This window comes from Sporosarcina thermotolerans, from assembly GCF_030067815.1.
Taxonomy (GTDB): domain Bacteria; phylum Bacillota; class Bacilli; order Bacillales_A; family Planococcaceae; genus Sporosarcina; species Sporosarcina thermotolerans.
The window spans coordinates 15,603-42,472 of sequence record NZ_CP125968.1; the positions used below are offsets into that span (position 1 = coordinate 15,603).

27 protein-coding genes and 4 pseudogenes are annotated in these 26,870 nt (G+C 44.6%); 6 read left to right on the top strand and 25 right to left on the bottom strand.

The features are described from left to right. Positions 1-98 precede the first annotated feature (98 nt). From QNH10_RS00090 to QNH10_RS00100, 3 genes are read left to right on the top strand one after another with little or no spacing between them, the layout of a single operon-like run. The gene (locus QNH10_RS00090) at positions 99-1,679 is read left to right on the top strand and encodes a hypothetical protein (RefSeq protein WP_283733039.1); all 1,581 of its coding nucleotides are present in this window, start codon (positions 99-101) and stop codon (positions 1,677-1,679) included. Beyond that, the gene (locus QNH10_RS00095) at positions 1,676-3,808 is read left to right on the top strand and encodes a DEAD/DEAH box helicase (protein ID WP_283733040.1); all 2,133 of its coding nucleotides are present in this window, start codon (positions 1,676-1,678) and stop codon (positions 3,806-3,808) included. The genes QNH10_RS00090 and QNH10_RS00095 overlap by 4 nt, the downstream gene beginning before the upstream one ends. 2 nt (positions 3,809-3,810) lie before the next feature. Beyond that, positions 3,811-4,416, top strand: coding sequence for a DEAD/DEAH box helicase (locus tag QNH10_RS00100; RefSeq protein ID WP_283734710.1), 606 nt, complete (start codon positions 3,811-3,813; stop codon positions 4,414-4,416). Between the two features lie 37 nt (positions 4,417-4,453). On the opposite strand, the gene QNH10_RS00105 is transcribed toward QNH10_RS00100, so the two are convergent. Then, a complete protein-coding gene (locus QNH10_RS00105; RefSeq protein ID WP_283733041.1) occupies positions 4,454-4,612 on the bottom strand; it encodes a hypothetical protein in 159 nt (52 codons plus the stop codon). 266 nt (positions 4,613-4,878) lie between these two features. Further along, a pseudogene (locus QNH10_RS00110) lies at positions 4,879-5,351 on the bottom strand (single-stranded DNA-binding protein). A gap of 260 nt (positions 5,352-5,611) precedes the next feature. Here QNH10_RS00110 and QNH10_RS00115 point away from each other — a divergent pair. After that, a pseudogene (locus QNH10_RS00115) lies at positions 5,612-6,036 on the top strand (YwpF family protein). A 596-nt stretch (positions 6,037-6,632) separates the two neighbouring features. Here QNH10_RS00115 and QNH10_RS00120 read toward each other — a convergent pair. The 9 genes from QNH10_RS00120 to QNH10_RS00160 form a co-directional block, all read right to left on the bottom strand. Continuing rightward, a complete protein-coding gene (locus QNH10_RS00120; protein WP_283733042.1) occupies positions 6,633-7,445 on the bottom strand; it encodes a nuclease-related domain-containing protein in 813 nt (270 codons plus the stop codon). A 766-nt stretch (positions 7,446-8,211) separates the two neighbouring features. Then, positions 8,212-8,550, bottom strand: coding sequence for a hypothetical protein (locus QNH10_RS00125; RefSeq protein ID WP_283733043.1), 339 nt, complete (start codon positions 8,548-8,550; stop codon positions 8,212-8,214). A 90-nt stretch (positions 8,551-8,640) separates the two neighbouring features. Further along, the gene (locus QNH10_RS00130) at positions 8,641-9,027 is read right to left on the bottom strand and encodes a hypothetical protein (RefSeq protein ID WP_283733044.1); all 387 of its coding nucleotides are present in this window, start codon (positions 9,025-9,027) and stop codon (positions 8,641-8,643) included. Positions 9,028-9,083: 56 nt separating this feature from the next. Then, positions 9,084-9,527, bottom strand: coding sequence for a 3-hydroxyacyl-ACP dehydratase FabZ (fabZ, locus tag QNH10_RS00135; RefSeq protein ID WP_283733045.1), 444 nt, complete (start codon positions 9,525-9,527; stop codon positions 9,084-9,086). A 58-nt stretch (positions 9,528-9,585) separates the two neighbouring features. Next, entirely contained in the window at positions 9,586-9,915 is a 330-nt protein-coding gene (locus QNH10_RS00140; protein ID WP_283733046.1) for a DNA-directed RNA polymerase subunit beta, read from the bottom strand. Positions 9,916-9,934: 19 nt separating this feature from the next. Then, positions 9,935-10,771, bottom strand: a complete 837-nt coding sequence (locus tag QNH10_RS00145; protein WP_283733047.1) for a flagellar hook-basal body protein — start codon at positions 10,769-10,771, stop codon at positions 9,935-9,937. A gap of 27 nt (positions 10,772-10,798) precedes the next feature. Next, positions 10,799-11,623 (bottom strand): flagellar hook-basal body protein, encoded by an 825-nt coding sequence (locus QNH10_RS00150; RefSeq protein WP_283733048.1) that lies wholly within the window; start codon positions 11,621-11,623, stop codon positions 10,799-10,801. A 63-nt stretch (positions 11,624-11,686) separates the two neighbouring features. Beyond that, positions 11,687-12,679, bottom strand: a complete 993-nt coding sequence (gene mreB, locus QNH10_RS00155) for a rod shape-determining protein (protein WP_283734711.1) — start codon at positions 12,677-12,679, stop codon at positions 11,687-11,689. A 378-nt stretch (positions 12,680-13,057) separates the two neighbouring features. Beyond that, positions 13,058-13,327, bottom strand: coding sequence for a sporulation transcriptional regulator SpoIIID (locus QNH10_RS00160; RefSeq protein WP_283733049.1), 270 nt, complete (start codon positions 13,325-13,327; stop codon positions 13,058-13,060). 250 nt (positions 13,328-13,577) lie between these two features. Here QNH10_RS00160 and QNH10_RS00165 point away from each other — a divergent pair, with 250 nt between their 5' ends. Beyond that, positions 13,578-13,745 (top strand): hypothetical protein, encoded by a 168-nt coding sequence (locus QNH10_RS00165; RefSeq protein WP_283733050.1) that lies wholly within the window; start codon positions 13,578-13,580, stop codon positions 13,743-13,745. Between the two features lie 145 nt (positions 13,746-13,890). Here the strand turns inward: QNH10_RS00165 and QNH10_RS00170 are convergent, their stop codons facing one another. Continuing rightward, positions 13,891-14,676, bottom strand: coding sequence for a nuclease-related domain-containing protein (locus QNH10_RS00170; RefSeq protein WP_283733051.1), 786 nt, complete (start codon positions 14,674-14,676; stop codon positions 13,891-13,893). A gap of 630 nt (positions 14,677-15,306) precedes the next feature. Between QNH10_RS00170 and QNH10_RS00175 the strand changes: the two genes are divergently transcribed. After that, a complete protein-coding gene (locus tag QNH10_RS00175; RefSeq protein WP_283733052.1) occupies positions 15,307-15,645 on the top strand; it encodes a hypothetical protein in 339 nt (112 codons plus the stop codon). Here QNH10_RS00175 and QNH10_RS00180 read toward each other — a convergent pair. From QNH10_RS00180 to QNH10_RS00240, 13 genes and pseudogenes are all read right to left on the bottom strand, one after another. Then, a complete protein-coding gene (locus QNH10_RS00180; RefSeq protein WP_283733053.1) occupies positions 15,642-16,289 on the bottom strand; it encodes a M23 family metallopeptidase in 648 nt (215 codons plus the stop codon). The genes QNH10_RS00175 and QNH10_RS00180 overlap by 4 nt on opposite strands. Positions 16,290-16,299: 10 nt before the next feature. After that, positions 16,300-17,265: a stage II sporulation protein D gene (spoIID, locus tag QNH10_RS00185; protein ID WP_283733054.1), complete on the bottom strand. Its 966-nt coding sequence runs from the start codon at positions 17,263-17,265 to the stop codon at positions 16,300-16,302. 79 nt (positions 17,266-17,344) lie between these two features. Beyond that, positions 17,345-18,642, bottom strand: a pseudogene (gene murA / locus QNH10_RS00190) (UDP-N-acetylglucosamine 1-carboxyvinyltransferase). Between the two features lie 370 nt (positions 18,643-19,012). Continuing rightward, on the bottom strand, positions 19,013-19,252 hold the full coding sequence (locus tag QNH10_RS00195; RefSeq protein WP_283733055.1) for a DUF1146 family protein: 240 nt from the start codon (positions 19,250-19,252) through the stop codon (positions 19,013-19,015). A 420-nt stretch (positions 19,253-19,672) separates the two neighbouring features. After that, complete coding sequence (locus tag QNH10_RS00200; RefSeq protein ID WP_283733056.1) at positions 19,673-20,074, bottom strand: F0F1 ATP synthase subunit epsilon; 402 nt, start codon at positions 20,072-20,074, stop codon at positions 19,673-19,675. A gap of 24 nt (positions 20,075-20,098) precedes the next feature. Beyond that, a complete protein-coding gene (gene atpD / locus QNH10_RS00205) occupies positions 20,099-21,514 on the bottom strand; it encodes a F0F1 ATP synthase subunit beta (protein WP_283733057.1) in 1,416 nt (471 codons plus the stop codon). Between the two features lie 40 nt (positions 21,515-21,554). After that, positions 21,555-22,412: an ATP synthase F1 subunit gamma gene (atpG, locus tag QNH10_RS00210; RefSeq protein WP_283733058.1), complete on the bottom strand. Its 858-nt coding sequence runs from the start codon at positions 22,410-22,412 to the stop codon at positions 21,555-21,557. Between the two features lie 51 nt (positions 22,413-22,463). Further along, positions 22,464-23,974: pseudogene (gene atpA / locus QNH10_RS00215) on the bottom strand (F0F1 ATP synthase subunit alpha). Positions 23,975-23,997: 23 nt separating this feature from the next. Then, positions 23,998-24,537, bottom strand: coding sequence for a F0F1 ATP synthase subunit delta (locus QNH10_RS00220; protein WP_283733059.1), 540 nt, complete (start codon positions 24,535-24,537; stop codon positions 23,998-24,000). Next, the gene (atpF, locus tag QNH10_RS00225) at positions 24,534-25,058 is read right to left on the bottom strand and encodes a F0F1 ATP synthase subunit B (RefSeq protein ID WP_283734712.1); all 525 of its coding nucleotides are present in this window, start codon (positions 25,056-25,058) and stop codon (positions 24,534-24,536) included. Before atpF ends, QNH10_RS00220 begins: the two co-directional genes overlap by 4 nt. 197 nt (positions 25,059-25,255) lie before the next feature. Then, entirely contained in the window at positions 25,256-25,468 is a 213-nt protein-coding gene (gene atpE / locus QNH10_RS00230) for a F0F1 ATP synthase subunit C (RefSeq protein ID WP_060209511.1), read from the bottom strand. Positions 25,469-25,541: 73 nt separating this feature from the next. Continuing rightward, entirely contained in the window at positions 25,542-26,252 is a 711-nt protein-coding gene (atpB, locus tag QNH10_RS00235; RefSeq protein ID WP_283733060.1) for a F0F1 ATP synthase subunit A, read from the bottom strand. 29 nt (positions 26,253-26,281) lie between these two features. Then, on the bottom strand, positions 26,282-26,653 hold the full coding sequence (locus tag QNH10_RS00240; protein WP_283733061.1) for an ATP synthase subunit I: 372 nt from the start codon (positions 26,651-26,653) through the stop codon (positions 26,282-26,284). Positions 26,654-26,870 lie beyond the last annotated feature (217 nt).

The following is a 26,870-nucleotide window of genomic DNA, read 5'->3' on the forward strand; positions in this document are numbered from 1 at the left end:
GAATCCTATTGAAAACACCAGTTTAAAATGAAATCGTTTACGGTTGCGGTCTAAAACCTTTATAATGAAGGGAATGCTTAGTTTTAGGGAGTGAGCCAATGCACATGACAGTAGAACGTGTTTCTTATTTGCATGAGCGTAAAATAGATGAGTTGATGCATACAATCAGACATTCCTTCCGTCCGGATATTCATAGAGAGGCACAGATCATCAGGAAGGCAATTTCCATTGTCCGAAGGGGGTCTTTCACTAACACTTGGTGCGAAGATGACGGTTCGGCAATGGAGGCGACACTTGTCGATGAGGGTGAAGCAATCGACGTGAAGATCGCCTTTCCTGAGACGGAGTTGACTTGCTCCTGCGGGGAAAGTGAATGGTGTGCGCATAAAATAGCGATTGTCTTTTTCCTGTATGCCCGATTCCAGTCGTTAACGGAATGGCAGCATGATTGGCAACGAAGAGAGGTAGAACAAATGGCACTATCCATTTCAGAACGTACGCCAAATGCATGGAACAGTGCGTTGTATAGACTGACGAAACCACTTCGTGAGATGGACCCTAATGAAAGTCCGAATGTATTCATTCATGAATCTTCGTTATTGGACCAAAAGGTGATTCCTCTATCCCCTTTCGAATATGAGTGGAAACCATTATTTGAATTGTTCTACCGCATGCACCTCATAGATGCCGCATGGGAGTATCTCCGGATGCAACTGGAGGAATCCAACCAATTCACGTACCGGCAGTGGCAGATACAGACGTGGCTCAACGAACAAATTGGAAAATTGCGGAGCCAGGTCCAAGCGTTAGGCAAAAATCCTCGACCATTTGAGACGGATGCTTTTTATAATGCGTTGAAGATTGACTTCCCGGGATTGGTATTACGCCATCATGGGCTTTTCCAGGCACGCCTTGATATCTATTCAATACTGTGGGATTTTTTGTATCGCGATCAGGCTTCGAAGGAAAAAGAGCTCGCTTCGTTGCGGGAACATGATTCAGTGGATGCACCGTTTTTTGCCGCTTTCTTTTATTTAACTCAAGGGGATGATGAATCCCTTGCAATAGTTGCGGAAAAAGCGGGCGGTGAACTTTTGGATCATTGGCTACCGTTAGCCGATAAAGCAGCGGAGATGGAAGAGTACGAGGCACTATCCATCATTATGAATACGATTTTTCCACATATCAGATCCTTTTTTGAATCAATCAAGAATTCGAACGAAGGCTATCACTTTATACGTAAAATTGACGGTTTGTTAGAAGAAGCCGCCTTCACCGAAGAACGGCGGGAAGAGCTGTTCATGCTCTACGGGTCAGCTGGTGTGGACACATTCGGCGACTTCCTCATTGAACGAAAACGTTTTGCCGAATGGGCAGCCCTGATGCATAGGTTCAATGTTCCCTATGACGGGATTGATCCTGACACATTGAAATTTGTGCTCTCAAATGATTCCGCTGCTGTCATGCCTTTGCTCCATACGTATGCAATACGGTTCATCCAGGAGAAGAACCGTCATAGCTACCGCCGCGCGGTAAAATTGTTCAAGAATATGAAGGCCGGCGCGAAAAAGAGCGGAAAAGCGGATTTCTGGAATCGGTATATCGACACGGTTCGCGAGCAGTTCAAAAGGCTCCGTGCGTTATCCGAAGAAATGGAAAAGGGGAACTTGAATCTATGACGAAAAAGGGTACTTTGAATCTTCATTTTGATTTGTCGATCAATCGAAATGCACTTGGCAGTTATACGGTTTCCGCCACGGATTCTTCGGGACGCTCTATTGATCCGGAAAGGCTTTCTTCTTTTCTGTTCTTCAATAATGAGCAGGCTATGTACGGTTTGTTGGCGACGACGGATGAAAAAGGCGTCCATTTGAACACGAATGATTTTATTCAAGTATTTTCCGGCAAAACGCATCCTTTTGCTACGTTCGGTGGATCAGCGTCTGAGGATGAAGACCATTTGACAGCTTTGCGTGAGGCCGCGAACGTTTTGTCCGAAACGGATTTTTGGCATCATGTTGAGATGGACGCAGGGAAAATCCGATTTGACGAGGATAAGCTCAACCTTTCCGTTTTTACTTCGATGATTTTGCATGATGCGATTCGAGAAAAAATCGAAGCTTCGGGAATGCGAATGGAACAGTTGCCTGCGCTGTTGCCGCATCTACGCGAGTTTGGGTGGCCGGGTGAGTCCGTTTCGAACATGCCGATGCGTGTTGCTTTCCGTTTGACGGAGCCGGATGCCGAAACGGATACGGAGTGGTTGTTAGAAACGGTTGTCGTAAGTGAACGAGGAACGCATTGGACGCCTGCTGTTCGGAAAATGAATGCAGATATTGCGGATGCGTTACCTGCCAAATGGAAAGATTATGCTGACGAAATTTCGGAGAAACAGTCCGAGATGGTGTCTTTCCTACGTTCGATTGAGGTGGAGCCGGGCAATCGCTTTTTGTCGATGCCGATGTCTGATCCCGAGGTTCGGATCTTTATCCAGGAAGATTTGCCGGTTTTTCAGTCTTTCGGTTTTCCTGTCATTCTCCCTGCTTGGTTGAAGTCGGTGACGGAGTCGAAGATGCGCGTCCGTACGAGTGCGAGTGTGCAGTCGTATCGCGCTGCTGCTGGTTTGGATGAAGTACTTTCATTCGATTGGAACTTTTCTCTTGCCGGAAAGGAGATCGACAAGGATTCATTCCAAAAGTTGGTTGACGAGAATCGAGAGTATATCCGTTCCGGTGATGAATGGTTCCATATCGATCCGCTCTGGCTGAAGCGGATCCGCGAGCTTATGGAGCAAGCGGATTCCGGTGAGTGGACGGTGAAAGATCTTCTGTTCCAGGAGATTCCTGAGGAGATTATTCCGATTGATGATGACGAAGAATCGGACGATCCCCTTCTTGCGTTTTCGATGAAGCAGTCGTTGCGTGATTATGTCGATATGATTTCGAATAAACATGGGCTTCCTGATGCAGGAGTGCCTGCGAATTTGAAGGCAGAGCTTCGACCGTATCAAATTGAAGGCTATAATTGGCTTGTTTTCATGCGCGAGTATAATTTCGGCGCTTGTCTGGCGGACGATATGGGACTTGGGAAGACGATCCAGCTGATTTCCTATTTGTTGAATATCCATGCGCGACCTGAAACAGTAGCTCCTTCATTGATCATTTGCCCGACGAGTGTTTTAGGAAACTGGCAGAAGGAAATTGAGCGGTTTGCGCCAACGCTTGTTGTCCATACGCATTATGGTCCGTCACGGGCTAAGGATGAAGAATTTGAGAAGCTTGTTGCCGAACGAAAGCCGGATGTCATTTTGAGTACATACGGGACAGTGACGCATGATGAGACACTTGGCGGAACTGTGTTTGCGAGCATTACGCTTGACGAGGCACAGAATATCAAGAATATGCAAACGAAGCAGTCCCGCGCGATTCGCAAATTACATGGTGACCATCAGATTGCGTTGACCGGTACGCCGATCGAGAACCGTTTGTCCGAGCTTTGGGCGATTTTTGATTTTATTCACAAAGGGTATTTCGGTAGTTTCCGAACGTTTACAGATCAGTTCATCATTCCGATTGAACGGGATGATTCGGAGCTTGAGAAACGGAAACTTCGTGCAAAGATCAGGCCGTTTTTATTGCGTAGGACGAAAAACGATCCTGATTTGCAGTTGAATCTTCCGAAGAAGCTTGAACAGAATGAATATTGTCCGCTCACTACTGAGCAGGCGGCGCTCTACGAAAGTTTCATAGAGGATACGAAGTTCAAGCTTGATACGTTGACGGGCTTTGAACGAAAGGGCTTATTTTGAAGATGTTAAGCCGCTTGAAGCAACTTTGCAATCACCCAGGTCTTTTCCTGAAGGAACCACATGCGCCCGCCGCGCAGATGTTGGAGCGGTCGGTGAAGCTGAATCGAATTGTGTCGATGGCCGCGGATATTGCGGCAAATGGCGAACAATGTCTCATTTTTACGCAGTATATCGGAATGGGTCAATTGATCCGCCAATGTCTGAGCGAGTTGCATGATATTGATGTCCCTTTCCTATCAGGCAGCATGCCGAAAGGGCAACGTGATCATTTAGTTGAGGCGTTCCAGGCCGGTGAATTCCCGATTTTCATCCTTTCATTGAAAGCAGGCGGTACTGGATTGAACTTGACGGGTGCTAATCATGTATTGCATGCGGATCGTTGGTGGAATCCGGCGGTTGAAAATCAGGCGACTGACCGTGCGTACAGGATTGGCCAGACGAAGTTTGTCCATGTCCATAAGTTTGTGACTGTCGGTACGATTGAGGAGAAGATTGATAAAATGCTAACAGAGAAAGCGGCTCTGTCCGCAGATTTGATCCAATCGAGTCAATGGCTCACGGAATTGTCCGATACGGAATTGGATGATTTATTGTCTTTTGAACGGTAGTCTTGATGCCCTAATTCTTTTCAGGAATTAGGGCTTTTTATATTCTCATTTTTGGTTGCCGTTTATGTATGGATACGACTTTTCCAAGTTGTTTTGATTCGATATCCACCATCCGTTCGTTCAGTAATGCAAGGATGCGGATCAGTTCTCCGACTTGCATTTCGAGTCGAATGATCTTTCTTTCCATCTGTTCCATTATGCGTTACCCCCTTTTTCAGATTTACGGCGGAGCGGTCCCCGCCGCTTTTTGGTCGGCCGGATCATCGTGGCCATTGCAGCAAGCATTCCTTCAATGGAAGGCAATGCTTCCCCTTTGGATATGGACGAACCCCCATCCATCCAGTATCCATATTCCTTTACATCATTTTTGCTTCGTAGATATTCTCATTTCATTATTTAGTTTTGTGTACAAATACCTTTCGCTTTCTTGCCATCCCTCCCCATATGTATCGTCCCGATGGGTTAATAAATCGGCAAGCCGCTTTTCTCCTCCTGTGGCAAATGAAACTTCGACTTTACGTTTTCTTGTTCACTATTACTTTCACTGGACTGTTGCTGCACATTGGATTCAGGCTCATCGTACAGGTTTTCGCTGCTCCTGCGTTTCGTAGAAAGGAACCTAATTTCTTCACCGATTACTTCCGTTACAAATACACGACTTCTGTCTTCCCTTTCATACGTTCTTGATTGGATACGCCCACCGACCCCAATTAAGGATCCTTTCCCACAATGCTTCGCCGTATTTTCCGCAGTTTTCCCCAGGCCGTGCAAAGGATAAAATCTGCCTCCACTTCGCCATGCTGATTCTTAAATTTGCGGTTCACGGCAAGGACGAAGCTTGTTTGCATCCTTCCTTCCGACAACCTTCTCAAAATTGGATCCTTCGTAATTCGCCCAACAAGTGCAACCTGATTCACTGTTTCCCCTCCCTCCATCTCTTGATGCCCTTATCATACAAAGCGAGTGGTCAAACTGACAAACCGGCAAAAATGAGTTTTGGGGGTGAAATTTGCGAGTTTCGGCTGCTTTTTGGGTGATTTTGAGCCCTTTTATTTCCAAATGTGATACTGTCGAGGTTTGCAAGTTTTCATTTATTCGAGATAATTCGAGTTTGGCATGTTTCTAAAGTTTTTTTCGGCTGTATGGTATACTTGAGCAAAAAGTGAGGCGGGTGGCGCGTTTGAAGACTTTTAAAATGTTATCTGTCGGTGTTTTGATTGATGATAAGATTCAAGACTTTCCGTTGATTGATGGGATAATTATTAATCAAGAGAATAGTCATCGGATGTGGATTCTTGAGATGTTCATCGATAAGCAGCATGAGGAGCTGTTCCAGGGTTGGAAGGATTCCGGAGAAGTATTGGATACAAGTGTCGTCATCTCCTACCCGGAAAATGAGCCCGCAGGATTCCGTGTGGCGGTAGATACTGTTCAACAGATCGGGACAATATTTCCGTTTTGATGAAGGGTCGCTTGAAGCGCGCCCGCACTCAATACGCCGAGCATTTATTGGAAGAGTTGATTACTGAGGGGTTATTTGGTGAGGATTTGTTGCGGCGGTTTGAATCCGATATGCGTGAGAGGCCACGGTTGAAGAAGGATCGGGAGAAGGAGGATTAAGAGTTAGGCTACGGGAAGTCGGCGGCGTTCTATGGGAAGTTCAGGCGGGTCTATGGGAAGTCCGGGACGTTCTATGGGAAGTTCAGGCGGGTCTATGGGAAGTCCGGAACGTTCTATGGGAAGTTTCGGCGAGTCTATGGGAAGTTCGGGACGTTCTATGGGAAGTCGGCGGCGTTCTATGGGAAGTTTCGGCGGGTCTATGGGAAGTCGGCGGCGTTCTATGGGAAGTTCAGGCGGGTCTATGGGAAGTCCGGGACGTTCTATGGGAAGTTTCGGCGGGTCTATGGGAAGTCCGGGACGTTCTATGGGAAGTTTCGGCGGGTCTATGGGAAGTTTTGCTGGAAATCCAACCCCTTGATTTGTCAAATGCACTGAGCGCGACGGGATGAAGGTCAATGCTGAGAAATTCTCGCGGGACTTTTCTGGCTTGCCAATTGGCTACATTTCGCGCCAAATGCCTTTGACCAATAATTGGTTTTCTATGAGATTTAGGCCGCCGGAATTGATGGGAATTTTACAATGTTAAATGAGGGTAATTAGTAACTATAATAGCTACACGGCAGCCCCCGGTTCCTATAATTTCATTGTATTTTCAATTAATGCAAGGATTTTTTATCTAACTCAATTTCATAGTGTGAAAACCTGCCACTGCCAACCATTTTCTTTGAAGACCTTCGTAGAAGGTTTTTTGCGACATAGCGGCAGTCATTTTGTGCAAAATACCTGAATTCGCGATTCGTCATTGTATTTTTAATTAACATAAACCAATCCCTCATTGCCTCCTCGTGTTCATTGCTGCCATTATACCTACAAACGTGGCAATACCATCTTCTATCTTGCCATTTCATATGAAAACTTCCGCACTCTGGACAAATAACACCTGGCCGAATCTTTGAAGGATCAATATCAAATCTATTTGCCATCGGAAATGGATTGAATTCCTGGTGACTTTTACATATTTCATTGGCTAAGGATATAATTCCCTCTTTGCTAATAATTTGCCGGTCAACATTTAGGGACCTAAGATACAACGGGACGTCATAGGTGAACATAATATCCATTTCCGGTTTTGCTTCGATTTGTAATTCATTATTGTAAGCAAACGCGACAATTCCCTTTATCGGAATTTGGATATTTCGCTTCCTTAGCCAACTATCGAGGAAATGAATCTTTCGTTCAATTTCCGTTATTGGACTACGCATTGATATTCTTTTTCCATTTGGAAACTCTTTGATGAACTGCAGTGGATTCGGTTTAACGACTATTTTTTCAGCAAAATTTTTCACTTCGGTTATGATGATGGATGCTGGAGAAATTAAAATTGAATCCATTTGAAAATAAACGCCTTCAAACTTTAGTGAAACGTCATGCAAAATGGCGTGGGGATAGTGTGGCTTGAACTCCAACATATATTTATCATATTGGCATTCTCCCGCATACCCTGCTTTTTAATTATATAGTTTCTCTGCAATTCTTTTTTTATTTTCATTCTCATTCGCCAACCTCCTTTCCAGTGCAATCAATCCTTCGATCTGCTTTGTCTTTTCCCGTAATTTAATAATCACATTCTCACCTCAACAAACATTGTATATCGTTGTCTACCAATTTGTAATAGTTTGAGGCAAATGCAAGTTTTCGTTGAAATATGAAAATTTCATTAAATCGGAAGTTGAGGTAGGTCAGAAGCTTTATATTTGTCAAATTCACTATGCGCGATAGGAAGTAAGGTAAATCAATTTAAATTCCCGCGGGATTTTATATCTTTTTTATGGCAACATTTTGCGCTAAATGCTTTTGACAAATAAGTGTTTTTTTTATAAGGGAATGTGGTCATTATATCGGAAGAGGATGCGGGTTACGGGAAGTCTGCTGTGTTCTATGGGAATTACAACACATTCTATGGGAAGTCCACCACGTTCCACGGGAAGTCACCGCGGTTCTATGGGAAGTCCACCGCAATCTATGGGAAGTCCACCGCATTCTATGGGAAGTCACACCGGATCTATGGGAAGTCCAATGCGTTCTACGGGAAGTCCACCGCATTCTATGGGAAGTCACATCGGTTCTATGGGAAGTTCCACTGAGTCTATAGGAAGTCCACCACGTTCTATGGGAACCCGCCATTTAAATCAAAAAAACCGCCAATAAATGGCGGTTTTTCTTTGTGGCTTGTGGTTAGCGGTTGTTAGTTCCGTTGCGATCGATGACGCCATTTGGAGTTGTTGTGTTGTCATTCATGGTTCCGTTGTTACGGTTATCATTATTTAGGATTCCGTTGTTGGTACGGTTGCCGTCATTAATGATTCCGTTGTCATTCACACCGTTGTTCACACCGTTGCCGTTGTTGATGCCATCATAATTTGGTCCGGCACCGTTATTGACTCTTGGCGTTAAATCACGTGTACCGCGGTCGATAGCTTCCATCGGCGTTTCGTTGTTCTTTGGAACGTTGTTGTTACACGCAGTTAGGATCAATCCGGATACGAGTACGAACGGTATCGCTTTTTTGTACATGTACAATTCCCTCCTTTCCACAAGCCTCTATCATACAAACTGTATGATACTTGTAGGTTGGCTCAAAAGGAGGGAACTATCCATACTTTTTTATTGTTTTTCCATTCGTTCTTTAAGCAATGTTTCAACGTAGGCCGCTTCTGCTTTGCAGTGAAAGTTCATGTAGCTGTCGAGCTTTTCCTGCAGCATCTGGATGTTTGCAACTTGTTCTTCAGATGGCGGTTCGCTCAGAATGCGGTGAATGACTTCGTTGATTCGCTGGGCGAGGTCTTCGTGGAAAGCGGGATCGTTTTTCATTTTATCTGGAATTTTTGAGTACCACAGTGCTTTTGTGGTGATGTATTCCCGCCATGTTTTGATGAATTCCTCGATGTCGTATTCGTCTTCATCCCAGTTGATGCTTGTCATATATTGCTCAAAAGTTTGAGTGATGGAACGCGTGATGCTGCTTTTTATATTTGGAGAAAGATCTTTCATGACTTTTGGTACCTCCTACAATATATCGTGCATGAATTATGCGCTTTTGCACATTCTTAATTCGATTCGCTTGCAGCTGGCCCAAGGGCAAATGTGATTTCCGTTTCGCAGGCGATTTCGCCATCTACGGTTGCAACTGCTTTCCCTTTTCCAATTGTCCCGCGCATTCTTGTGATTTCTACCTCAAGTTTCAATGTGTCACCTGGAACGACTTGTCGTTTGAAGCGGCAATTATCTATACCCGCAAAGAACGCAAGTCTACCCCGATTTTCCTCTTTTTGCAACATCGCCACTGCACCTACTTGCGCTAGTGCTTCGACAATTAGAACTCCTGGCATGACTGGATATCCTGGAAAATGGCCATTAAAATAATCTTCATTTATCGTAACGTTTTTCAAGCCCACTGCTCGTTTCCCTTCGTCAATCTCAGTAATCCTATCGACAAGAAGGAATGGATAGCGATGTGGAATTATTTTTTGAATCTGCTCTGCTGTTAGCATAACCTTCCACCTCCATAAGTATGTATACTTTTATAATGAAATGAAAACGAAAGAGCCTTTACGACTCTTTCCCTTTTATGATATCAATGATGTGAATCCATGTTTCTTTTTTAAGCGCATCTTCCGGATTGCCGTCGCCGATGTATCCGTAGCCTATTGTCGTACCAAGGGCCACAGCTCCCCCCAATAACAATAGGACGAGTATGATCCTAAGCCAAATCGGTATGATTCGGACTTGTACCCAAATCCGACCCTTTGCACTCGGTTCCTCTTTTTCAGGTTTCCGCTTCCTTTGCTGGTTGCGCTCTGAGCGGGAGACGACGGTTTGCTGTTCCGTATTGTCTGTTGTATGGTCCCAACTGGGATTCTTTTGCTTATCTTCAATCATATCGAATTCTCCCTAACGCTTATCGAATGTTATTGATCAAACCTAACATTTGATCGGCAAGCGTGACTGTCCGTGCGTTGAATTGATAAGAACGTTGTACACTAATGAGGTCCGTCATCTCTTTTTGGAGATTCACATTGGATGCTTCAAGCTGTCCATTCTCCACTCCGATCTGACTTCGATTCGCGCCGATCATCTCCGTTAGTACGTCCTCAGGATTCACGCCTAATTCATCCATATTATCAGGAAGTGAGAATAATGTCGCGGACAAGCGATTCATCAAGTTGGGACGTTCAAACTTAGTGATGCCCATTTGATATTGACGGATTGTCTCATCCTTATCCGTTACCTGAAGGACACCTTCCGGAAGCAACGTGTAATTTTTTACATTGTCTGCGAAAACAATCGGCTCGCCAGCACTATTCGCAATCGCGTAGCCGTCCCCATTGACAAGCATGAGGTTGCCGCCCTCTACAGGTGAAACATAGAAATTTCCTTGACGCGTGTAAACCGTCTGCTCACCATTTTCGGTGTGTCTAATGAGATTGAAGTACTGTTTCGGTGTCGTCAACGCAAAGTCGAGTTCCCGTCCTGTCGTTTGCAATGTGCCGACAGTAGTATTCATTTGCACGGATCCTAACATTGCACCGACGCCATAGCGGATTCCTGCCGGTGATTTGCGCTCTGCCGTATCGGCCTTATCATTATTGAATTGTTGGTAAAGCAATTCCTGAAAATTGGCTGCACCGGACTTGTATCCATGAGTCGATGAATTTGCAAGGTTGTTTCCGATTAAGTCGATTTGGCTCTGTAATTGATTCATCGTATTTACTGCTGTTGCCATCGATCGTATCATTCGTTCCCGCTCCTTTTACATCGTGTCTTAATTGACACGGCCAATTTCATTCACTGCTTTTTCCATGCTACGGTCGTATGCCTGAAGTATTTTTTGATTCGCCTCGAATGCCCTAAACGCGGCAAGCATGTCCGTCATCGTCTTCGCTGCGTCAACATTCGAGCCTTCCAAATAACCCTGCTGGTATGAATAGCCGCCTTGTGCGCCCGGCAGGTTGCCGGTTTGACTTGCAAACAGGCCATTATCTTGTTTCAAAAGCGAGGAGGGCTGCTCCGCGAATGAAACACCGAGTGTTGCAACGGTTGCCCCATCCTGCATGATGACCCCAGTGTCAGAAATCGAGAACTCATCATTTTGCAATTGAATGCGTTGTCCGTTTGCGTCAAGAACATAGTACCCCATCGGATTCGTCAAGTTGCCGTTCGCGTCAATCGTGAAATTACCGTTCCGCGTGTATAGTTCATTTCCATTTTCATTCTCAAGCCTGAAAAAGACAGTTCCACGCTCGCCGGTTTCCGTATTGACTGGCAAATTGACATCAATGAGTGCAACGTCAGTCGTCATGCCGGTTTCCCGTAGCGAACCTTGTGTGAATAGCGGCAATGTCTCTTGCATGTAAACGCCTGTTGAAAGCGGCCCGACTGGAGTTAAGCCTTTATAGCGAAGGCCTTTTTCCGTTGGGATTCGCGTAGCGTTTACAGTGGACATGAACATTTCAGGGAATGACCGAATCGTTGACTGTTCGGCTTTAAAACCCGGCGTGTTTGCGTTCGCCATATTATTCGCTAACATTTCCGTCCTGCGCTGTTGCGCAATCATACCGGAGCCTGCTGTGTAAAATCCTCGGAACATGGATGCCCGCCTCCTTTCATCTATACTTTATTTTTAATTAACAGGAAGAAGCGTTATGCTAAATCAATAACGTCCTGATTTACTGATGTTATCAAGAAGAATGCCTGTCCCGACTGCAACGCAGCTAAGTGGGTTGTCCGATACAAATACCGGAACCTTCAGTTCTTCTGCGAGGAGTTGGTCAATCCCATGCATTAACGCGCCGCCCCCAGTAAGGAAAATGCCGCGGTCGATAATGTCGGCGGAAAGTTCCGGAGGTGTTCTTTCCAAAACGTTTTTCGCCGATTGAACGATCATTTCTATAGATTCATTCAACGCTTCCCGAATTTCTTCGGAATTAATTGTGATTGTACGCGGTAGCCCCGAAACCATGTCTCGTCCACGAATGTCCATCTCTTCTTTTCGGCTGCCACGGAATACGGTTGCAATGCTTTTCTTAATCGTTTCAGCTGTACGTTCGCCGATATGTAGTTTATGCTTTCTTTTTATAGCTTGAATGATATCATTGTCAAACATGTCGCCAGCAGCTTTTATCGACTCGGAAGTGACGATATCCCCCATCGACAGAACTGCGACGTCCGTCGTTCCACCGCCAATATCGATAACCATATTCCCGCTTGGTTGGAAAATGTCCATACCTGCGCCAATTGCTGCGACTTTAGGCTCTTCTTCAAGATAGATTTTTTTCCCGCCGGATTTTTCTGCAGCGTCCTGGATTGCTTTCTGTTCGACACTTGTGATGTTCGTCGGACAGCAAATAAGTATTCGTGGTTTCGACAAAAACCCTTTTACTTTCAACTTATTGATAAAATGGCGTAGCATCGCCTCAGTCACGTCAAAGTCAGCGATTACTCCATCTCTCATCGGTCGGATCGCAACTATGTTCCCCGGTGTTCTACCGACCATTTTACTGGCTTCCTCACCGACAGCCAAAACCTTATTCGATTGCTTGTCAATGGCAACAACAGCCGGTTCGTCAAGCACAATCCCTTTTCCTTTTACGTGGATCAACACATTGGCAGTTCCGAGGTCAATTCCAATATCCTTAGCAAACATCAATCCTGTTTCCCCTTCCGGCTCATTCATCCCACATACGTATATTAGCCTACTCTACTGACTATATATTGTATCACAATGGTGCTTTGTTGAACACAAAAATTGACAGTTATTTCACATATATTTATTCAGAAATAAAAAGCATAGGGAATTATGGAGAATGGGTATTTTTTACAAGTTATTTCGGGAGGTTGGTATTTTCTTAACGCTTTGGTATATTGCTTTTTTATTCCAAGTTAGTGAGTGGGGGTAAATTTATTAAACTTTCTCGGGGTAATTTCGAGGTAATCTTCTTTTCGGGGTGAGGGGTTGTCCACATGCGAAAAGACAGGGTGTCCGCCCTACTGCCTAGGCTGGTTGCTTCCCCGTCTATTTCCATTACATGTTGCGAGCCTTCTTATTTTCATTCATCCATTTCATCCGTGTTGCTTCACCGCCTCTTAAATGTCTGACAGACTTATGATAGGCAAGTACTTTTGCGACTTCTTCAGACAACTCTACATCCACATTCGGCAGTCGTTCCGTTAAATCCTTGTGGACCGTGCTTTTCGAGTAGCCCGTCGCTTTCGCAAGTGCCCGTACTGTAAGTCCAGTGTCCAGCAACATTTTACCGAGGCGCACGCATCGCCTCCGAATTTGCTCGTGCACGCCCTCTTCCTTTCCCTGTCAGCTCCGTTTCTTCCTTTATCTTATGCGAGGTGTGATGGGATTATGTCAGGACGTTGTTAGAGAGGCGAAATATAGAAGTACTTTTAATTTGTCAATTGCACTTAGCGCGAAGGGTGATAGAATGAAACATTTATATTCCCGCGGACAGATTTTATGCCTAAGTAACAATCAGTTGTGCTGAATGCCTTTGACACTTAAACGGTTTTCCTTCGGCGAGGAAGAATGGACCTTGAACGTGGAAGAATGGACCTTGGCGCGAAAGAATGGACCTTCCGTGAGAAAGAATGGACCCTTGCGTGAAGGAATGGACCTTGAGCGAAGAAGAATGGGCCTTGGCGCGAAAGAATGGACCTTGAGCGAAGAAGAATGGACCCTGGCGCGAAAGAATGGTCCTTGAGCGAGGAAGAATGGACCCTGGAGAGAAAGAATGGACCTTGAGGTGAGAAAGAATGGGCCTTGAGGTGAGAAAGAATGGGCCGCTAACGTGAATAAATAGACCTTTGAACATTGTAGTAGATAAAGGGGCCCTCATATAATGAATACTATTTTACTTCTGTATGGATAAAGGGATCTAACACAATTTCATACTTTGATGCTCGCCCGTTTCCACTTAGTTCAATAGGCGATCGTGCTAACAATTTTTTAGCAGTATTGCGGTTTTCGAGTTGAGTGAAATACCTAAACTCTCTATTTGTAATATTATTTTTGACTAACATCGACCAGTCTTTCAATGCACCTTCATGATCATTTTTCCCTGTGTGCCCGCAATGTGGACATCGCCACTTTTTTTGCAACCAGTTCATTTTCAATTGGTCGCACTTGGAGCATATGACACCAGGTATTATATGTGCTGGATGAATATTGTATCTTTTTATAAGAGGAAATGGATTGTATTCTTGATGGTATTTCACAATTTTTCTCGCTAATGAGTGGATTTCCGATTTGTATAATAGCTCTTTATTAACCTGCAATGATCTAAGATGGGCGGCAACTTCGTTGGTGAACATGATGTCCATACTTGGATTTTCCTCGATGGACAATTCATTGTTATAAGCAAATGCAACAATTCCCTTTATTGGAATCTCTACCTTTTGTCTTTTTAACCAACTATCCAATAGGTAGATTTTCCGTTCGAGTTCTACAATTGGATTTTGTAAGGGCACTCTTTTTCCAGTGGAATATTCTTTGATGAACTGTAGCGGCTTTGATTTGATTATTATTTTTTCAGCGATATTCTTCACTTCTGATATAACTATAAAAGCGGGCGTTATCAATATTGAGTCCATTTGAAAATAAATATTATCTTCACAAAGTGTGACATCATGCAAGATGGCGTGTGGGTATGGGGCTTGAATTCCTTTAAGTATTTGTCGAATTGAACTTCTCCCCCAAACCCCGCGTTTAAATTGTAGAGTCTTTCTTCAATTCTTGTCCTATTTTCATCTCCTTTCCTTAACCTTTTTTCCAATGCAATTAAAGCGTCAATCTCCAAAGTCTTTTTCCGTGTTTTAAATAGCACTTCATCACCTCGCCTATATTGTATCCTTTCGTGTCAAATTACGGAATACATTAGCTTGAATTTTCAATATCCTTTAGATGAGTTCAGGGGGATATAGACCTTAAATTGTCGCGACGATTGTTTATTTATACTCTTTATCGTCCGCGGTAGGTTTCATGCTCCAACAAAACTGCATTAGGCGCGATTGAAAGTAAGAGGAATTTTAAAATTTTCGCGGTACGATTGAATGCCAATGTATTCAAAGTTCGCGCTGAATGCATTTGACAATTAAACGGTTTTTAATTTCGATGTGAGAATGGACCTTGAACGTGGAAGAATGGACCTTGAACGCGAATGAATGGACCTTGGCGCGGAACAATGGACCTTGAACGAGGAAGAATGGACCTTGGCGCGGAACAATGGACCTTGAACGAGGAAGAATGGACCTTGGCGCGGAACAATGGACCTTGAACGAGGAAGAATGGACCTTGGCGCGGAACAATGGACCTTGGCGCGGAACAATGGACCTTGGACGAGGAAGAATGGACCTTGGAGCGGAACAATGGACCTTGAACGTGAAAGAATGGACCTTGGCGCGGAACAATGGACCTTGAACGAGGAAGAATGGACCTTGGCGCGGAACAATGGACCTTGGCGCGGAACAATGGACCTTGAACGAGGAAGAATGGACCTTGGCGCGGAACAATGGACCTTGAACGTGAAAGAATGGACCTTGGCGCGGTCTGTGCAAACACATAAAAAAATCCACCCCGTATTTCACGAGGTGGATAGGTCTTAGAATCCTAAGAATGAGCGCGGGTTGACTGGGATGCCGTCTTTGTGTACTTCGAAAAGTAGGTGTGTGCCGGCTTGGGCGTTCCATTCGTTGGCTGTGGCGGTTCCGAGGGATTGCCCTTGGATGACTTCGTCGCCTTTTTTAACGAGGATGCCAGTTAGTGAGCTGTAGACTGTTGTCATTCCGTTAGCGTGGGCGATTTTGATTTCGCCGCCTTTGAATTGGTCCAGAATGACTTCTTCAACAGTTCCGCTCATGGCTGCTACGACTTCAAATGGTTGGCCATCCACAGAGATCGTTACGCCTTTGTTAGTAATGTACACTTGGTTGAAGACTAACAGTGCATTTTCCCGATCTTCTTCGCTAGCCTCTACATCATAGTAGTCTTGTATAATGGCTACGTTGTCGAAAAGTTCTTCGCTGAACGGGTATTTGAGTACTTCATTTGCAGCGTTTGTTTCTACGATTGGTTGGTTGTCAGGATCAGTTGCATCGGCTGTTTCGTTAGGACTTTTTTGAATGGCATTGTAGCCCCAAATCATGCCGACGAACACGATCGCGATTCCCGCGTAGATGGCAGGCCAGAACCATCTATTCTTTTGACTCTTATTCTTCTGAGAAGGGGATTTCGGTTTTTCTTCTCGCATTATCATCACCTCACTTGCTATTGTTTGCAAGTGTTGGTGATTTTAAACATTCAGATTCATGAAGTTCAAACTTTTTTATTTTTGTGCCTGAATAATAGTATGTGATAATGTTTTCTGCCGTCCATCCTTCCCTTGCGAAGGCCTCCGCACCGTATTGACTCATGCCGACTCCATGGCCATATCCTATCGTATCGATGATGACGATTTTGTTTGTGACGTCGTATGCAATGTTGAAGTCTGTTGAGGCCAGTCCAAGTGCCTCGCGCATTTCCCTACCACTCATTTCGAACTCCCCAGACACCGCTTTCTGGACTCGTCCTGTATGATTGCGAACGAGTTGAAGGTTTTTGAAGCGATCTGCATTCCAAGAGGAACCGAGTTTTTTATTCCACTGAACGATTGGCATTTCGATCCGTCTTTCAACTTCCGCAGCAACGATTTCCTCTCCCGGACTTTCAACACTTTGTAAGTACGGGATTGAGCTGCCGCTGTAGTTTTGCGCTGTCTCGGTTTTCCCGTTGGAGGTGGAGAAAAACATGGCGGTGATCATTTCGTCGCCGTAGACAATTGTGTCTCCCGCTGTCGACTCTACTATTCCTCGCAGTCTTTTCTCGTTTTTCTTAGCTTCCTTGCCCCAGCGATCCTTCCGTTCTTCCTCTGTTTTGTATACTTGTGCGGAGACGGTTGCCTCGATAGGTTTCTTGCCATTCTCTGTAGCCTGCAGTACATATGTCCGTGCAGCAATCGCTTGTGCCCTTAAAGCTTCGTCGTGGAATGTCATTGGCATTTCGCCGGCGACGACTCCGATGACGTATTCCTCAAGAGGCAAAGGCTTGTCCACCCCTTCCACAGTGATATAGATTGTGCACGGTTCCTCTGTTGCTACGACTTCTGGTTCTGTCTCGATTGTTTTTTTCATGAGGATGGGAATAAAAAATAGTAGTACGATTAATAAAGCAGCTAGTAGTTTGTCCATGTTTGATTGTATGAAGTGGAAGTGTGTTTCATTCAACAAAAAAAGTAGAGGATGGAATAATTTCCTCCTCTACTTTCGCTTATACAAGTTCTTTTTGTTTTACGACCTTTTCTTCCTCGGATACGCGTTCGATGTCGGCACCAAGTGCTTTTAATTTCTTATGGAAGTCGACGTAGCCTCTGTCCAAGTGGATGAGTTCTGTTACGCGTGTGACGCCTTCTGCGACGAGTCCTGCCAAGATTAGAGCAGCTGCTGCACGAAGGTCGGTTGCTGCGACTTCTGCACCTTGCAGATTGGATGGTCCTGAGATGATGACGGAACGTCCTTCGATTTTGACGTTTGCGTTCATGCGACGGAATTCTTCCACGTGCATGAAGCGGTTTTCGAATACTGTTTCTGTCAATACTCCAGTGCCCGTTGCTGTCAGCATGAGTGCCATCATTTGTGATTGCATATCTGTCGGGAATCCTGGATGTGGCATAGTCTTAAGATCGACTGCTTTTAAAGGGTGTTTCGCCTGAATGCGAAGTCCTTCATCCAATTCAGTGATCTTGACGCCCATTTCTCCAAGCTTTGAGATTAATGCAGCATTATGCTCAGGAACAGCGTTTTCGATTGTGACATCGCCGCCTGTGATAGCAGCTGCTACCATGAATGTTCCCGTTTCGATGCGGTCAGGAATAATATGATGGATAGTTCCATGTAGTTTCTGAACACCCTCGATACGGATGGCATCCGTTCCAGCTCCGATGACACGGCCACCCATTTCGTTGATGAAGTTCGCTAAATCGACAATTTCCGGCTCTTTCGCCGCGTTTTCGATAACAGTCGTGCCTTTTGCCAATGCAGCGGCAGTCATGATGTTTTCAGTGGCGCCAACGCTTGGGAAGTCGAGGTAAATCTTAGCACCTTTTAGTCCGTTCTCTGCTTTTGCTTCTACATGTCCATTGCCGAATGTAATTTCCGCGCCCATTGCTTCGAATCCTTTAAGATGCTGATCGATTGGACGGATCCGATTGCGCATCCACCCGGTAGGGCAACGCGTGCGAAACCGTTGCGTGCAAGTAGTGGCCCCATGACCAAAATAGATGCACGCATTTTCCTTACATATTCGAAATGCGCTTCGCTTGAAAGCGGATTTGTTGAATCAATTATCACTTGACCTTTTTCTGCATCATATTCAACTTTTGCATTAAGGCTCTTCACGACTTCGTTGATCGTCGAAACATCTGAAAGGTTAGGTACATCTTTTATGACATTTGGCCCATCCGACGCAAGCAATGCTGCAGCAAGTATTGGCAGTACTGCATTCTTTGCGCCCTCTACACGAACGTTTCCATGAAGAACACGTCCACCTCTAATAATTATTTTATCCACAAAAAGTCCCTCCGACTCAAATTTATACTATTCGCCATATTTTTATCTTTTCTTATTTTTTTCGTCATGAATTAATCATAAAAACACATACTATTCTACAATGCTCTACATTATTAAACAAGTAACTACAGAGCTATTTTCCCTCTATCCGCAAGATAGTCTATAATATGTAGTCATTTGGTGATTTGTGTCCCTATGTTTGCTGGCATAAAATCAGCGTTTCGTTCTGTAATTTTGCAATTCCCACATTTTACTGGAAGCTAAACATTTATTCATGCCATCGCCCCATATACGGCTTTGCATATACGCGGCGAGAGCATGATAGGTAGTGATTAGAGAATATGTACCCTAATTTTTGGCTAAATAACCGTTAACGGTAAAATAAAGAAGGAATTCTCCCTGACCAATAGGATATGTCTAAAAAGAAATTTGATACAGTCGAACCTATAGCAAAACTCAATAAAATGAAAAGTAATTGCGCTTGGAAAACGTGATTCTTTTTGATGATTTTTTCAGGCATGATTGATTGAAGCGCATAGAAAGTTAATCCAATGAAAAAAATATGGGAGATAATCGCTAACATTGGATTGTGAGCAAATACACTATTCATGTGAAGTGACTCCTTATTGGTTATTATTGTCCGTTTGGGCGCGGTTAAAGCATTGAAGTGACATTTATATTCGCGTTAGATGCATTTGAGTAATAAAAAGGTCTTAAGGCATGGGGGGAAGGTGACAATTCAAGTGTGCTTGCAGTGATTTTATGAGTGTTTATATGCGGTTTTGCGTGCTTGTAGCGGTTTATGCGTATTTAGAGCGAGTTATGAGCTTTTCTACGCGTTTATGCGTATTTAGAGCGAGTTTATGAGCTTCTCAACGCGATTATGCGTATTTAGAGCGAGTTATGAGCTTCTCAACGCGATTATGCGTGTTTAATAGTATTTATTGCATAAATTTTCCAATTTTCATTCACCAACCATAAAAAGGCGGCAGAAGAATGAGTTCCTCTGCCCACCTATTTGTTAAAGCTATTATCTCATTTCGTAAACTTTTATACGAGTGATGGCCCGTCTTAGGTTTAGCTCCGCCAACTGCATATCGAGGTCGTCTTTTTTTTCTTTTAGTGCTTCTTCTGCACGTTTTGCCGCCAGTTTTGCACGATCAATATCGATATTGGCAGCAAGCTCAGCACTTTGAGCTAAAATCGTGACAACATCGGGACGAACTTCGATGAAGCCGCCATGGACGGCGACATTTACAGTCGAGTTGCCATTTTTCAGGCGAAGCGCACCAATCTGAAGTGGCGCAACCATAGCGATATGGCCGGGAAGGACCCCGATTTCACCAAACTCAGTTGCGGCAATCACCATTTCCGCTTCAGTTTCACTAACAGGGCCGTCGGGAGTGACGATATTGACTTTAATTGTCTTCATTTGTTTCCCTCCTGATCCTGTAGATTAAACTTCTACGCCCATGCCTTTTGCTTTTTCGATAACATCTTCGATACGGCCGACGAGACGGAATGCATCTTCTGGAAGATGATCGTAGCGACCATCCAAAATTTCCTTGAAGCCTTTGACTGTTTCAGCAACTGGTACATAAGAACCTTGTTGTCCTGTGAACTGCTCGGCAACGTGGAAGTTTTGTGATAGGAAGAATTGGATACGACGAGCGCGTCCTACGACTAACTTGTCATCTTCGCCTAATTCATCCATACCAAGGATCGCGATAATATCTTGTAGTTCACGGTAACGCTGCAAAGTTGTTTGTACTTGACGTGCTACAGCATAGTGCTCTTCGCCAACGATTTCAGGGCTTAGTGCGCGTGATGTAGATGCAAGTGGGTCAACCGCAGGGTAGATACCCATTTCAGATAGTTTACGCTCAAGGTTAGTTGTTGCATCCAAGTGAGCGAACGTTGTAGCTGGTGCCGGGTCAGTATAATCATCGGCTGGTACATAGATCGCTTGGATGGATGTAACGGAACCAACGTTTGTTGAAGTGATACGCTCTTGAAGCTGACCCATCTCAGTTGCAAGTGTTGGTTGGTAACCAACCGCAGATGGCATACGCCCGAGTAGTGCGGATACTTCAGAACCTGCTTGTGTGAAGCGGAAGATATTGTCGATGAATAGAAGAACGTCCGCGCCTTGCTCGTCACGGAAGTGTTCTGCCATTGTCAAACCTGTTAGGGCAACACGCATACGTGCACCAGGAGGCTCGTTCATTTGACCGAATACCATCGCTGTTTTAGTGATAACACCGGAGTCCGTCATTTCGTGGAACAAGTCGTTCCCTTCACGAGTACGTTCTCCAACGCCAGCGAATACGGAGATACCACCGTGTTCTTGGGCGATGTTGTTGATCAATTCTTGGATTAGAACTGTTTTACCTACACCCGCACCACCGAAGAGGCCGATTTTACCACCCTTGATGTATGGTGCAAGCAAGTCAACAACTTTAATACCTGTTTCAAGAATTTCAACTTCAGTTGAAAGGTTTTCGAATTTGGGAGCTTCACGGTGGATTGGATCACGATGCTCAGAAGCAGGGATTTCCTCTCCATTGTCGATGATTTCTCCAAGTACGTTGAAAACGCGTCCAAGAGTCACGTTACCGACTGGGACTGAAATTGCTGCACCTGTATCTTCTACAAGAGCACCACGTTTTAATCCATCTGTAGATGACATCGCAATTGTGCGTACTGCGTCGTCCCCAAGATGGAGTGCGACTTCAAGTGTCAACGTTTCAGGCGCACTGCCCGGACGTTCAATTTGAACCTTCAATGAGTTGTAGATTGCTGGAAGCTGACCACTTTCAAATTTAACGTCAACAACCGGACCCATAACTTGAAGGATTTGTCCTTTACTCATGCTTTTCCCTCCTGTCTTACTTTTACCGTTCAGTACGTGCTTATTCTAATGCCGCAACTCCGCCGACGATTTCTGTAATTTCTTGTGTAATTGCTGCTTGACGTGCACGGTTGAATTGAAGACTCAATGAATCGATCAAATCAGATGCATTATCTGTAGCAGTCTTCATCGCTGTCATACTGGAAGCATGTTCGCTCGCTTTTCCATCAAGCACTGCTCCGTAGATGAGACTTTCCGCGTATTGCGGAAGAAGCGTTTCAAGAATCGCTTCCGCGGAAGGCTCAAACTCATACTGGGCATGCGCTGACGCTGATGAAATATCCGTGAGCGGAAGCAATTTCTTTTCCGTCACTTCATTGGAGATGGCGGAGATGAAGTGATTGTAATACAAGTACACTTCATCGTATTCGCCTTCTGTGAACATGCCAACAGCTCGGTTCGCGATCGATTTTATTTCATCGAAAGAAGGGTGGTCCGATACACCGACGAGGCTTTCAACGACTTCGTATCCGAGGCGCTCGAAAAACTCAAGCCCTTTGCGTCCGATGGCGACGATTTTCACGTCTCCCTTCGATGTGTGGCGTTCCTCGATCGCACGTCTAGCCGCACGGAAGATGTTAGCATTGTAACCACCTACGAGACCGCGGTCCGAAGACACTATAATGTACGCTGTCTTCTTCACTGGACGGTTGACAAGCATCGGATGCCCGGAGTCGCTCGTCGCGCTTGCGATAGCGCCGACAACTTCCTCAATTTTATCCATGTAAGGAACGAACGCTTTTGCATTCATTTCTGCACGGGTTAATTTAGAAGCCGAAACTAATTGCATCGCTTTCGTAATCTGACTCGTCTTCTTTGTCGATTTAATACGGTTTTCAATATCGCGTAATGATACCACTGGCAATTCACCACCTTATTGTTTAGTTAGACCAAAATCCAATCCAATCAATTACGCTTCGGACGGTACGAAGTTCTTCTTGAATGCGTTAATCGCATCTTTCATCACTTCATCAGACGGAAGGTCTTTTGTCGTACGGATATGATCAAACACTTCAGTGTGGTTTGACTCGAGCCAGCTTGTGATTTCAGCTTCGAAACGAAGGATATCCTGGATTGCGACGTCGTCTAAAAGTCCGCGTGTCAACGCATAAAGGACGACAACTTGATATTCCACTTTTAACGGCTTATTCAAGTCTTGTTTCAAGATTTCAACTGTGCGCGCTCCGCGGTCGAGTTTCGCTTTTGTCGCTGAATCAAGAGAAGAACCGAATGCTGCGAACGCTTCAGCTCACGGTATGCTGCAAGGTCAAGACGGAGTGTACCTGCAACCTTTTTCATCGCTTTAATTTGCGCGGAACCACCAACACGGGATACGGAAAGACCGGCGTTGATCGCTGGACGTACACCCGAGAAGAATAGATCCGACTGCAAGAAGATTTGTCCATCAGTGATAGAAATTACGTTCGTTGGAATGTAAGCAGAGATATCCCCAGCTTGTGTTTCAACGAATGGTAGGGCAGTAATTGAACCTGCTCCCAATGTATCGTTCAACTTCGCTGCACGCTCAAGTAGACGGGAGTGCAAGTAGAAGACGTCACCAGGGTAAGCTTCACGACCTGGAGGACGGCGAAGTAGCAAGGATAGTTCACGGTAAGCAGCCGCTTGTTTTGAAAGGTCATCATAGACGACAAGGACGTGCTTGCCTTGGAACATGAATTCTTCCGCCATCGTAATACCTGTGTAAGGTGCAAGGTATAGCATAGGAGCCGGTTGAGAAGCAGACGCTGTTACAACGATCGTGTAATCAAGCGCACCGTTTTTACGGAGTGTTTCTACAACCCCACGAACTGTGGATTCCTTTTGTCCGATAGCAACATAGATACAAATCATGTTTTGGTCAGCTTGGTTCAGAATCGTATCGATTGCAACTGTCGTTTTACCTGTTTGACGGTCACCGATGATCAATTCACGCTGTCCACGGCCGATCGGTACAAGTGCATCGATTGCCTTGATGCCTGTTTGCAATGGCTCATGAACGGATTTACGCGCCATGACGCCTTGTGCAGGACTTTCGATTGGACGAGTTTTTGTCGTTGCGATTGGGCCCAATCCATCTACCGGTAAACCGAGTGTATTCACTACGCGCCCAATCAGTTCCTCACCAACAGGAACTTCCATAATACGGCCAGTTCGACGTACTTCATCGCCTTCTTTGATATCTGTGTATGGCCCAAGGATAATGATACCTACGTTGTTCGCTTCCAAGTTTTGAGCCAGACCCAAGACACCAGTAGAGAACTCAAGAAGCTCTCCAGCCATGACGTTGTCGAGGCCATGAGCAAGTGCGATACCGTCACCGATTTTGATAACCGTACCGACTTCGCTTACTTCCATCTCAGACTGATAATTTTCAATCTGCTGCTTTATCAGCGTGCTGATTTCTTCAGCTTTGATGCTCATGTATGTCACCCCTCAATTTCAAATTAGGATCCGATCAATTTACGTTGCAGTTTTTCGAGCTTCGCGCTCAAGCTGCTATCGTAAATCTGATTGCCGATTTGAAGGCGGATGCCTCCGATTAGGCTTGGATCAATGATATTTTCAATGCGTAAAGATTGTTTACCGACTTTTTTTGCGAATGTTGCAGAGACCGAGTTTGTTTCAAGCTCTGTCAATGGACGTGTGGAGTATACTAACGCTTCCGCAACTCCAGCAGCGTCGTTCGCAAGCTGGTGGAATTCATCGCAGACATTTTGAACTTCATTCATGCGTTTTGCATCCAATAGGACGAATAATGTATTCATCACGATCGGGTTTACACCTTTGAAGATGTCAGAGATCATTTCCTTCTTTTTTGCGACTGATAATTTAGGAGAGCTAAGTAGTTGTCCTAATTCTTCATTGTCGCGGAACGCCTTTTTCAATTCTTGTAGTTCTTCTTGAATTGTGGAGGTTAGTCCTTGTTGTACTGATAGTTCGAACAATGCGGATGCATAGCGTTCAGCTACAACCGAGTTACTCATCGGCCTTCGCCTGCCTTCACAATCGTTTCTTCAATCAAAGCACGGTTGTCTTCCTCAGAGATTTCTTTACCAAGTACTTTAGATGCCGCCAAGATTGAAAGCGAAACGAATTCTTCGCGAACCGCTGCAACTGCCTTTTCCTTCGCTGTCGCAATTTCAAGTGTCGCAGATTCTTTCATATGGTTCACTTCTGTGCGTGCAGCAGCAACAAGTTCTTCACGTTGTGTTTCACCTTGTTTTTTAGCATTTTCAACAATCGATTGTGCGTTGTCACGCGCTTCTTTCAAAAGGGCACGTTGCTCTTCCAAAAGTTTGTGTGATTCCAAGCGGCTTTTTTCAGCTGCTTCGATTTCATTTGAAATCAATTCAGCACGTTGATCCATAATACCCATAAGTGGTCCCCATGCGAATTTCTTAAGTAATACCATGAGGATTGAGAAAAATAGTACTGTGACGATGATATCGCCTAGATTCAATCTGCCATTCAATGCTGACAAAAATCCTCCGCCGTTTGCCGACAATAGGATGAAGGTATTTCCAAACACGATTGTTTCACTCCCTTCAAGAGCTCATGTCAATTTAGATTTCGATATAGTATAGAAAGAACATCATTCTTAATTTTCATCTTTAAACTTCTTTTTCAAACATCAGTTGATACATAAATGAATGGCGAAGGGCATATTGACGCGTTCTTCGCCATTTTAAAGTTGTGTATGAATTATTTGTTCATAACGATGAACGCGATAACTGTCGCGATGATCGGAAGGGCCTCAACTAACGCTACCCCGATGAACATTGTTGTTTGAAGCATACCACGCGCTTCTGGTTGACGAGCAATACCTTCTACTGTTTTAGAAACGATCAAACCGTTACCAATACCTGCTCCAAGTGCACCTAAACCTACTGCAAGAGCTGCTGCTAAAAGACCCATAGTGTATTTTCCTCCTAAGATTTCTTGTTTTTTAGTGTTTGTTTACTAACCCTATAAAGGGGCAATATATGTTTTAGTGGTCCGTGCTGACTTTATGTGCCATGTAGACCATCGTTAACATAACGAAGATGAATGCTTGGATTGCTCCGATGAAGACTGAGAAACCTAACCAAGCGAGTGACGGGATCAATGCCCCGACAAGGCCGAATGCACTTCCAGCCCCAAGTGTAGCAAGAAGTCCGATAAGGATCTCCCCTGCGAAAATATTACCGTAAAGACGTAGACCGAGTGTCAAAGTGTTCGCAAACTCTTCGATAATTTTAAGTGGTGCCAAGAATGGCATTGGTTGAAGATACGTTTTGAAGTATCCTTTCGTACCAAGTTGTTTTACGCCATAGTAATGGGTTAAAGCAACTACCATCGAAGCAAGAGTCAGAGTGATGACTGGATCTGCTGTCGGTGATTTCCACCAAAGATAATCGTCCACGACTACCGCAAACGGCAACCCGAGCATGTTTGCAACGAAAACGAACATGATTAAGGTAATTCCAAGTACGTGGAATCGGCCACCTGTTTTCCAGTCCATATTGTTCTTGATGATCCCTTTGACGAAATCCATGACCCATTCCATGAAGTTTTGCATACCCGTAGGTTTGACTTTCAAATTACGAGTAGAAATGAATGCAATTAAAAACACAACGAGGCATGTTACAAAAAGCATTAGGATGTTCGCTGGGTTAAAGCTTAATCCGAGAAAAACAAACTCCGGATTTTTATGGTTCACGTTTCGTTCACCTCCCTTATGCGTGTCAGTTAGAAATGCTTAACGTGGACTACTATCCTGTCTACAAGCAACAGGATGTATGGAATCATCAGTCCAATCACAGTACTGATTAGATTGAATTCTTCCGGCATCGACAACGCAATGGCCGCCGCAGCCACACCGGATCCGAATCGCAATGCGGTTCCGATTGACCTTGTTTCTTTCCCCTCTGAAATCGATTGATCAAACCTTTCCATTCTACGGACAAGTATCCAAAAATTATACAATCCGAACAATGAACCTAAGATTAAACCGCCGAAAAATGGTCTGTATTCAGTAAAAGCCCATCCGATGACGAACAATGCGAGCAAAAAAAAGAGGGCTTTCTTCTGCCTATTAAAAATGTTTCGCAATGTATGCATGGTGGGTGATTCTCCTGATTCATATTTTCGGTTTTTCGATTCCGGTGAAGGTGTACAATGAGTTGTCAAACGAACAGTGTTCGCCGCCCCAAGCGGGCTTGTACATAAGTAGAGATTCTAAAATCTAAAATTGTAAGTGAATCGTAAAGGTAGCGGATCACTAGGAAGCGTTGTTAGTTACTCCTGTGAGTCTCTGCCACGAAACGATGTTTAGTGA

Coding starts and splice junctions, on each gene's coding strand:
- QNH10_RS00090 (WP_283733039.1), top strand. CDS start 99: ATGCACATGACAGTAGAACGTGTTTCTTATTTGCATGAGCGTAAAATA.
- QNH10_RS00095 (WP_283733040.1), top strand. CDS start 1,676: ATGACGAAAAAGGGTACTTTGAATCTTCATTTTGATTTGTCGATCAAT.
- QNH10_RS00100 (WP_283734710.1), top strand. CDS start 3,811: ATGTTAAGCCGCTTGAAGCAACTTTGCAATCACCCAGGTCTTTTCCTG.
- QNH10_RS00105 (WP_283733041.1), bottom strand. CDS start 4,612: ATGGAACAGATGGAAAGAAAGATCATTCGACTCGAAATGCAAGTCGGA.
- QNH10_RS00120 (WP_283733042.1), bottom strand. CDS start 7,445: ATGTTGGAGTTCAAGCCACACTATCCCCACGCCATTTTGCATGACGTT.
- QNH10_RS00125 (WP_283733043.1), bottom strand. CDS start 8,550: ATGTACAAAAAAGCGATACCGTTCGTACTCGTATCCGGATTGATCCTA.
- QNH10_RS00130 (WP_283733044.1), bottom strand. CDS start 9,027: ATGAAAGATCTTTCTCCAAATATAAAAAGCAGCATCACGCGTTCCATC.
- fabZ (WP_283733045.1), bottom strand. CDS start 9,527: ATGCTAACAGCAGAGCAGATTCAAAAAATAATTCCACATCGCTATCCA.
- QNH10_RS00140 (WP_283733046.1), bottom strand. CDS start 9,915: ATGATTGAAGATAAGCAAAAGAATCCCAGTTGGGACCATACAACAGAC.
- QNH10_RS00145 (WP_283733047.1), bottom strand. CDS start 10,771: ATGATACGATCGATGGCAACAGCAGTAAATACGATGAATCAATTACAG.
- QNH10_RS00150 (WP_283733048.1), bottom strand. CDS start 11,623: ATGTTCCGAGGATTTTACACAGCAGGCTCCGGTATGATTGCGCAACAG.
- mreB (WP_283734711.1), bottom strand. CDS start 12,679: ATGTTTGCTAAGGATATTGGAATTGACCTCGGAACTGCCAATGTGTTG.
- QNH10_RS00175 (WP_283733052.1), top strand. CDS start 15,307: ATGGACCTTGAACGAGGAAGAATGGACCTTGGCGCGGAACAATGGACC.
- QNH10_RS00180 (WP_283733053.1), bottom strand. CDS start 16,289: ATGCGAGAAGAAAAACCGAAATCCCCTTCTCAGAAGAATAAGAGTCAA.
- spoIID (WP_283733054.1), bottom strand. CDS start 17,265: ATGGACAAACTACTAGCTGCTTTATTAATCGTACTACTATTTTTTATT.
- QNH10_RS00195 (WP_283733055.1), bottom strand. CDS start 19,252: ATGAATAGTGTATTTGCTCACAATCCAATGTTAGCGATTATCTCCCAT.
- QNH10_RS00200 (WP_283733056.1), bottom strand. CDS start 20,074: ATGAAGACAATTAAAGTCAATATCGTCACTCCCGACGGCCCTGTTAGT.
- atpD (WP_283733057.1), bottom strand. CDS start 21,514: ATGAGTAAAGGACAAATCCTTCAAGTTATGGGTCCGGTTGTTGACGTT.
- QNH10_RS00220 (WP_283733059.1), bottom strand. CDS start 24,537: ATGAGTAACTCGGTTGTAGCTGAACGCTATGCATCCGCATTGTTCGAA.
- atpE (WP_060209511.1), bottom strand. CDS start 25,468: ATGGGTCTTTTAGCAGCAGCTCTTGCAGTAGGTTTAGGTGCACTTGGA.
- QNH10_RS00240 (WP_283733061.1), bottom strand. CDS start 26,653: ATGCATACATTGCGAAACATTTTTAATAGGCAGAAGAAAGCCCTCTTT.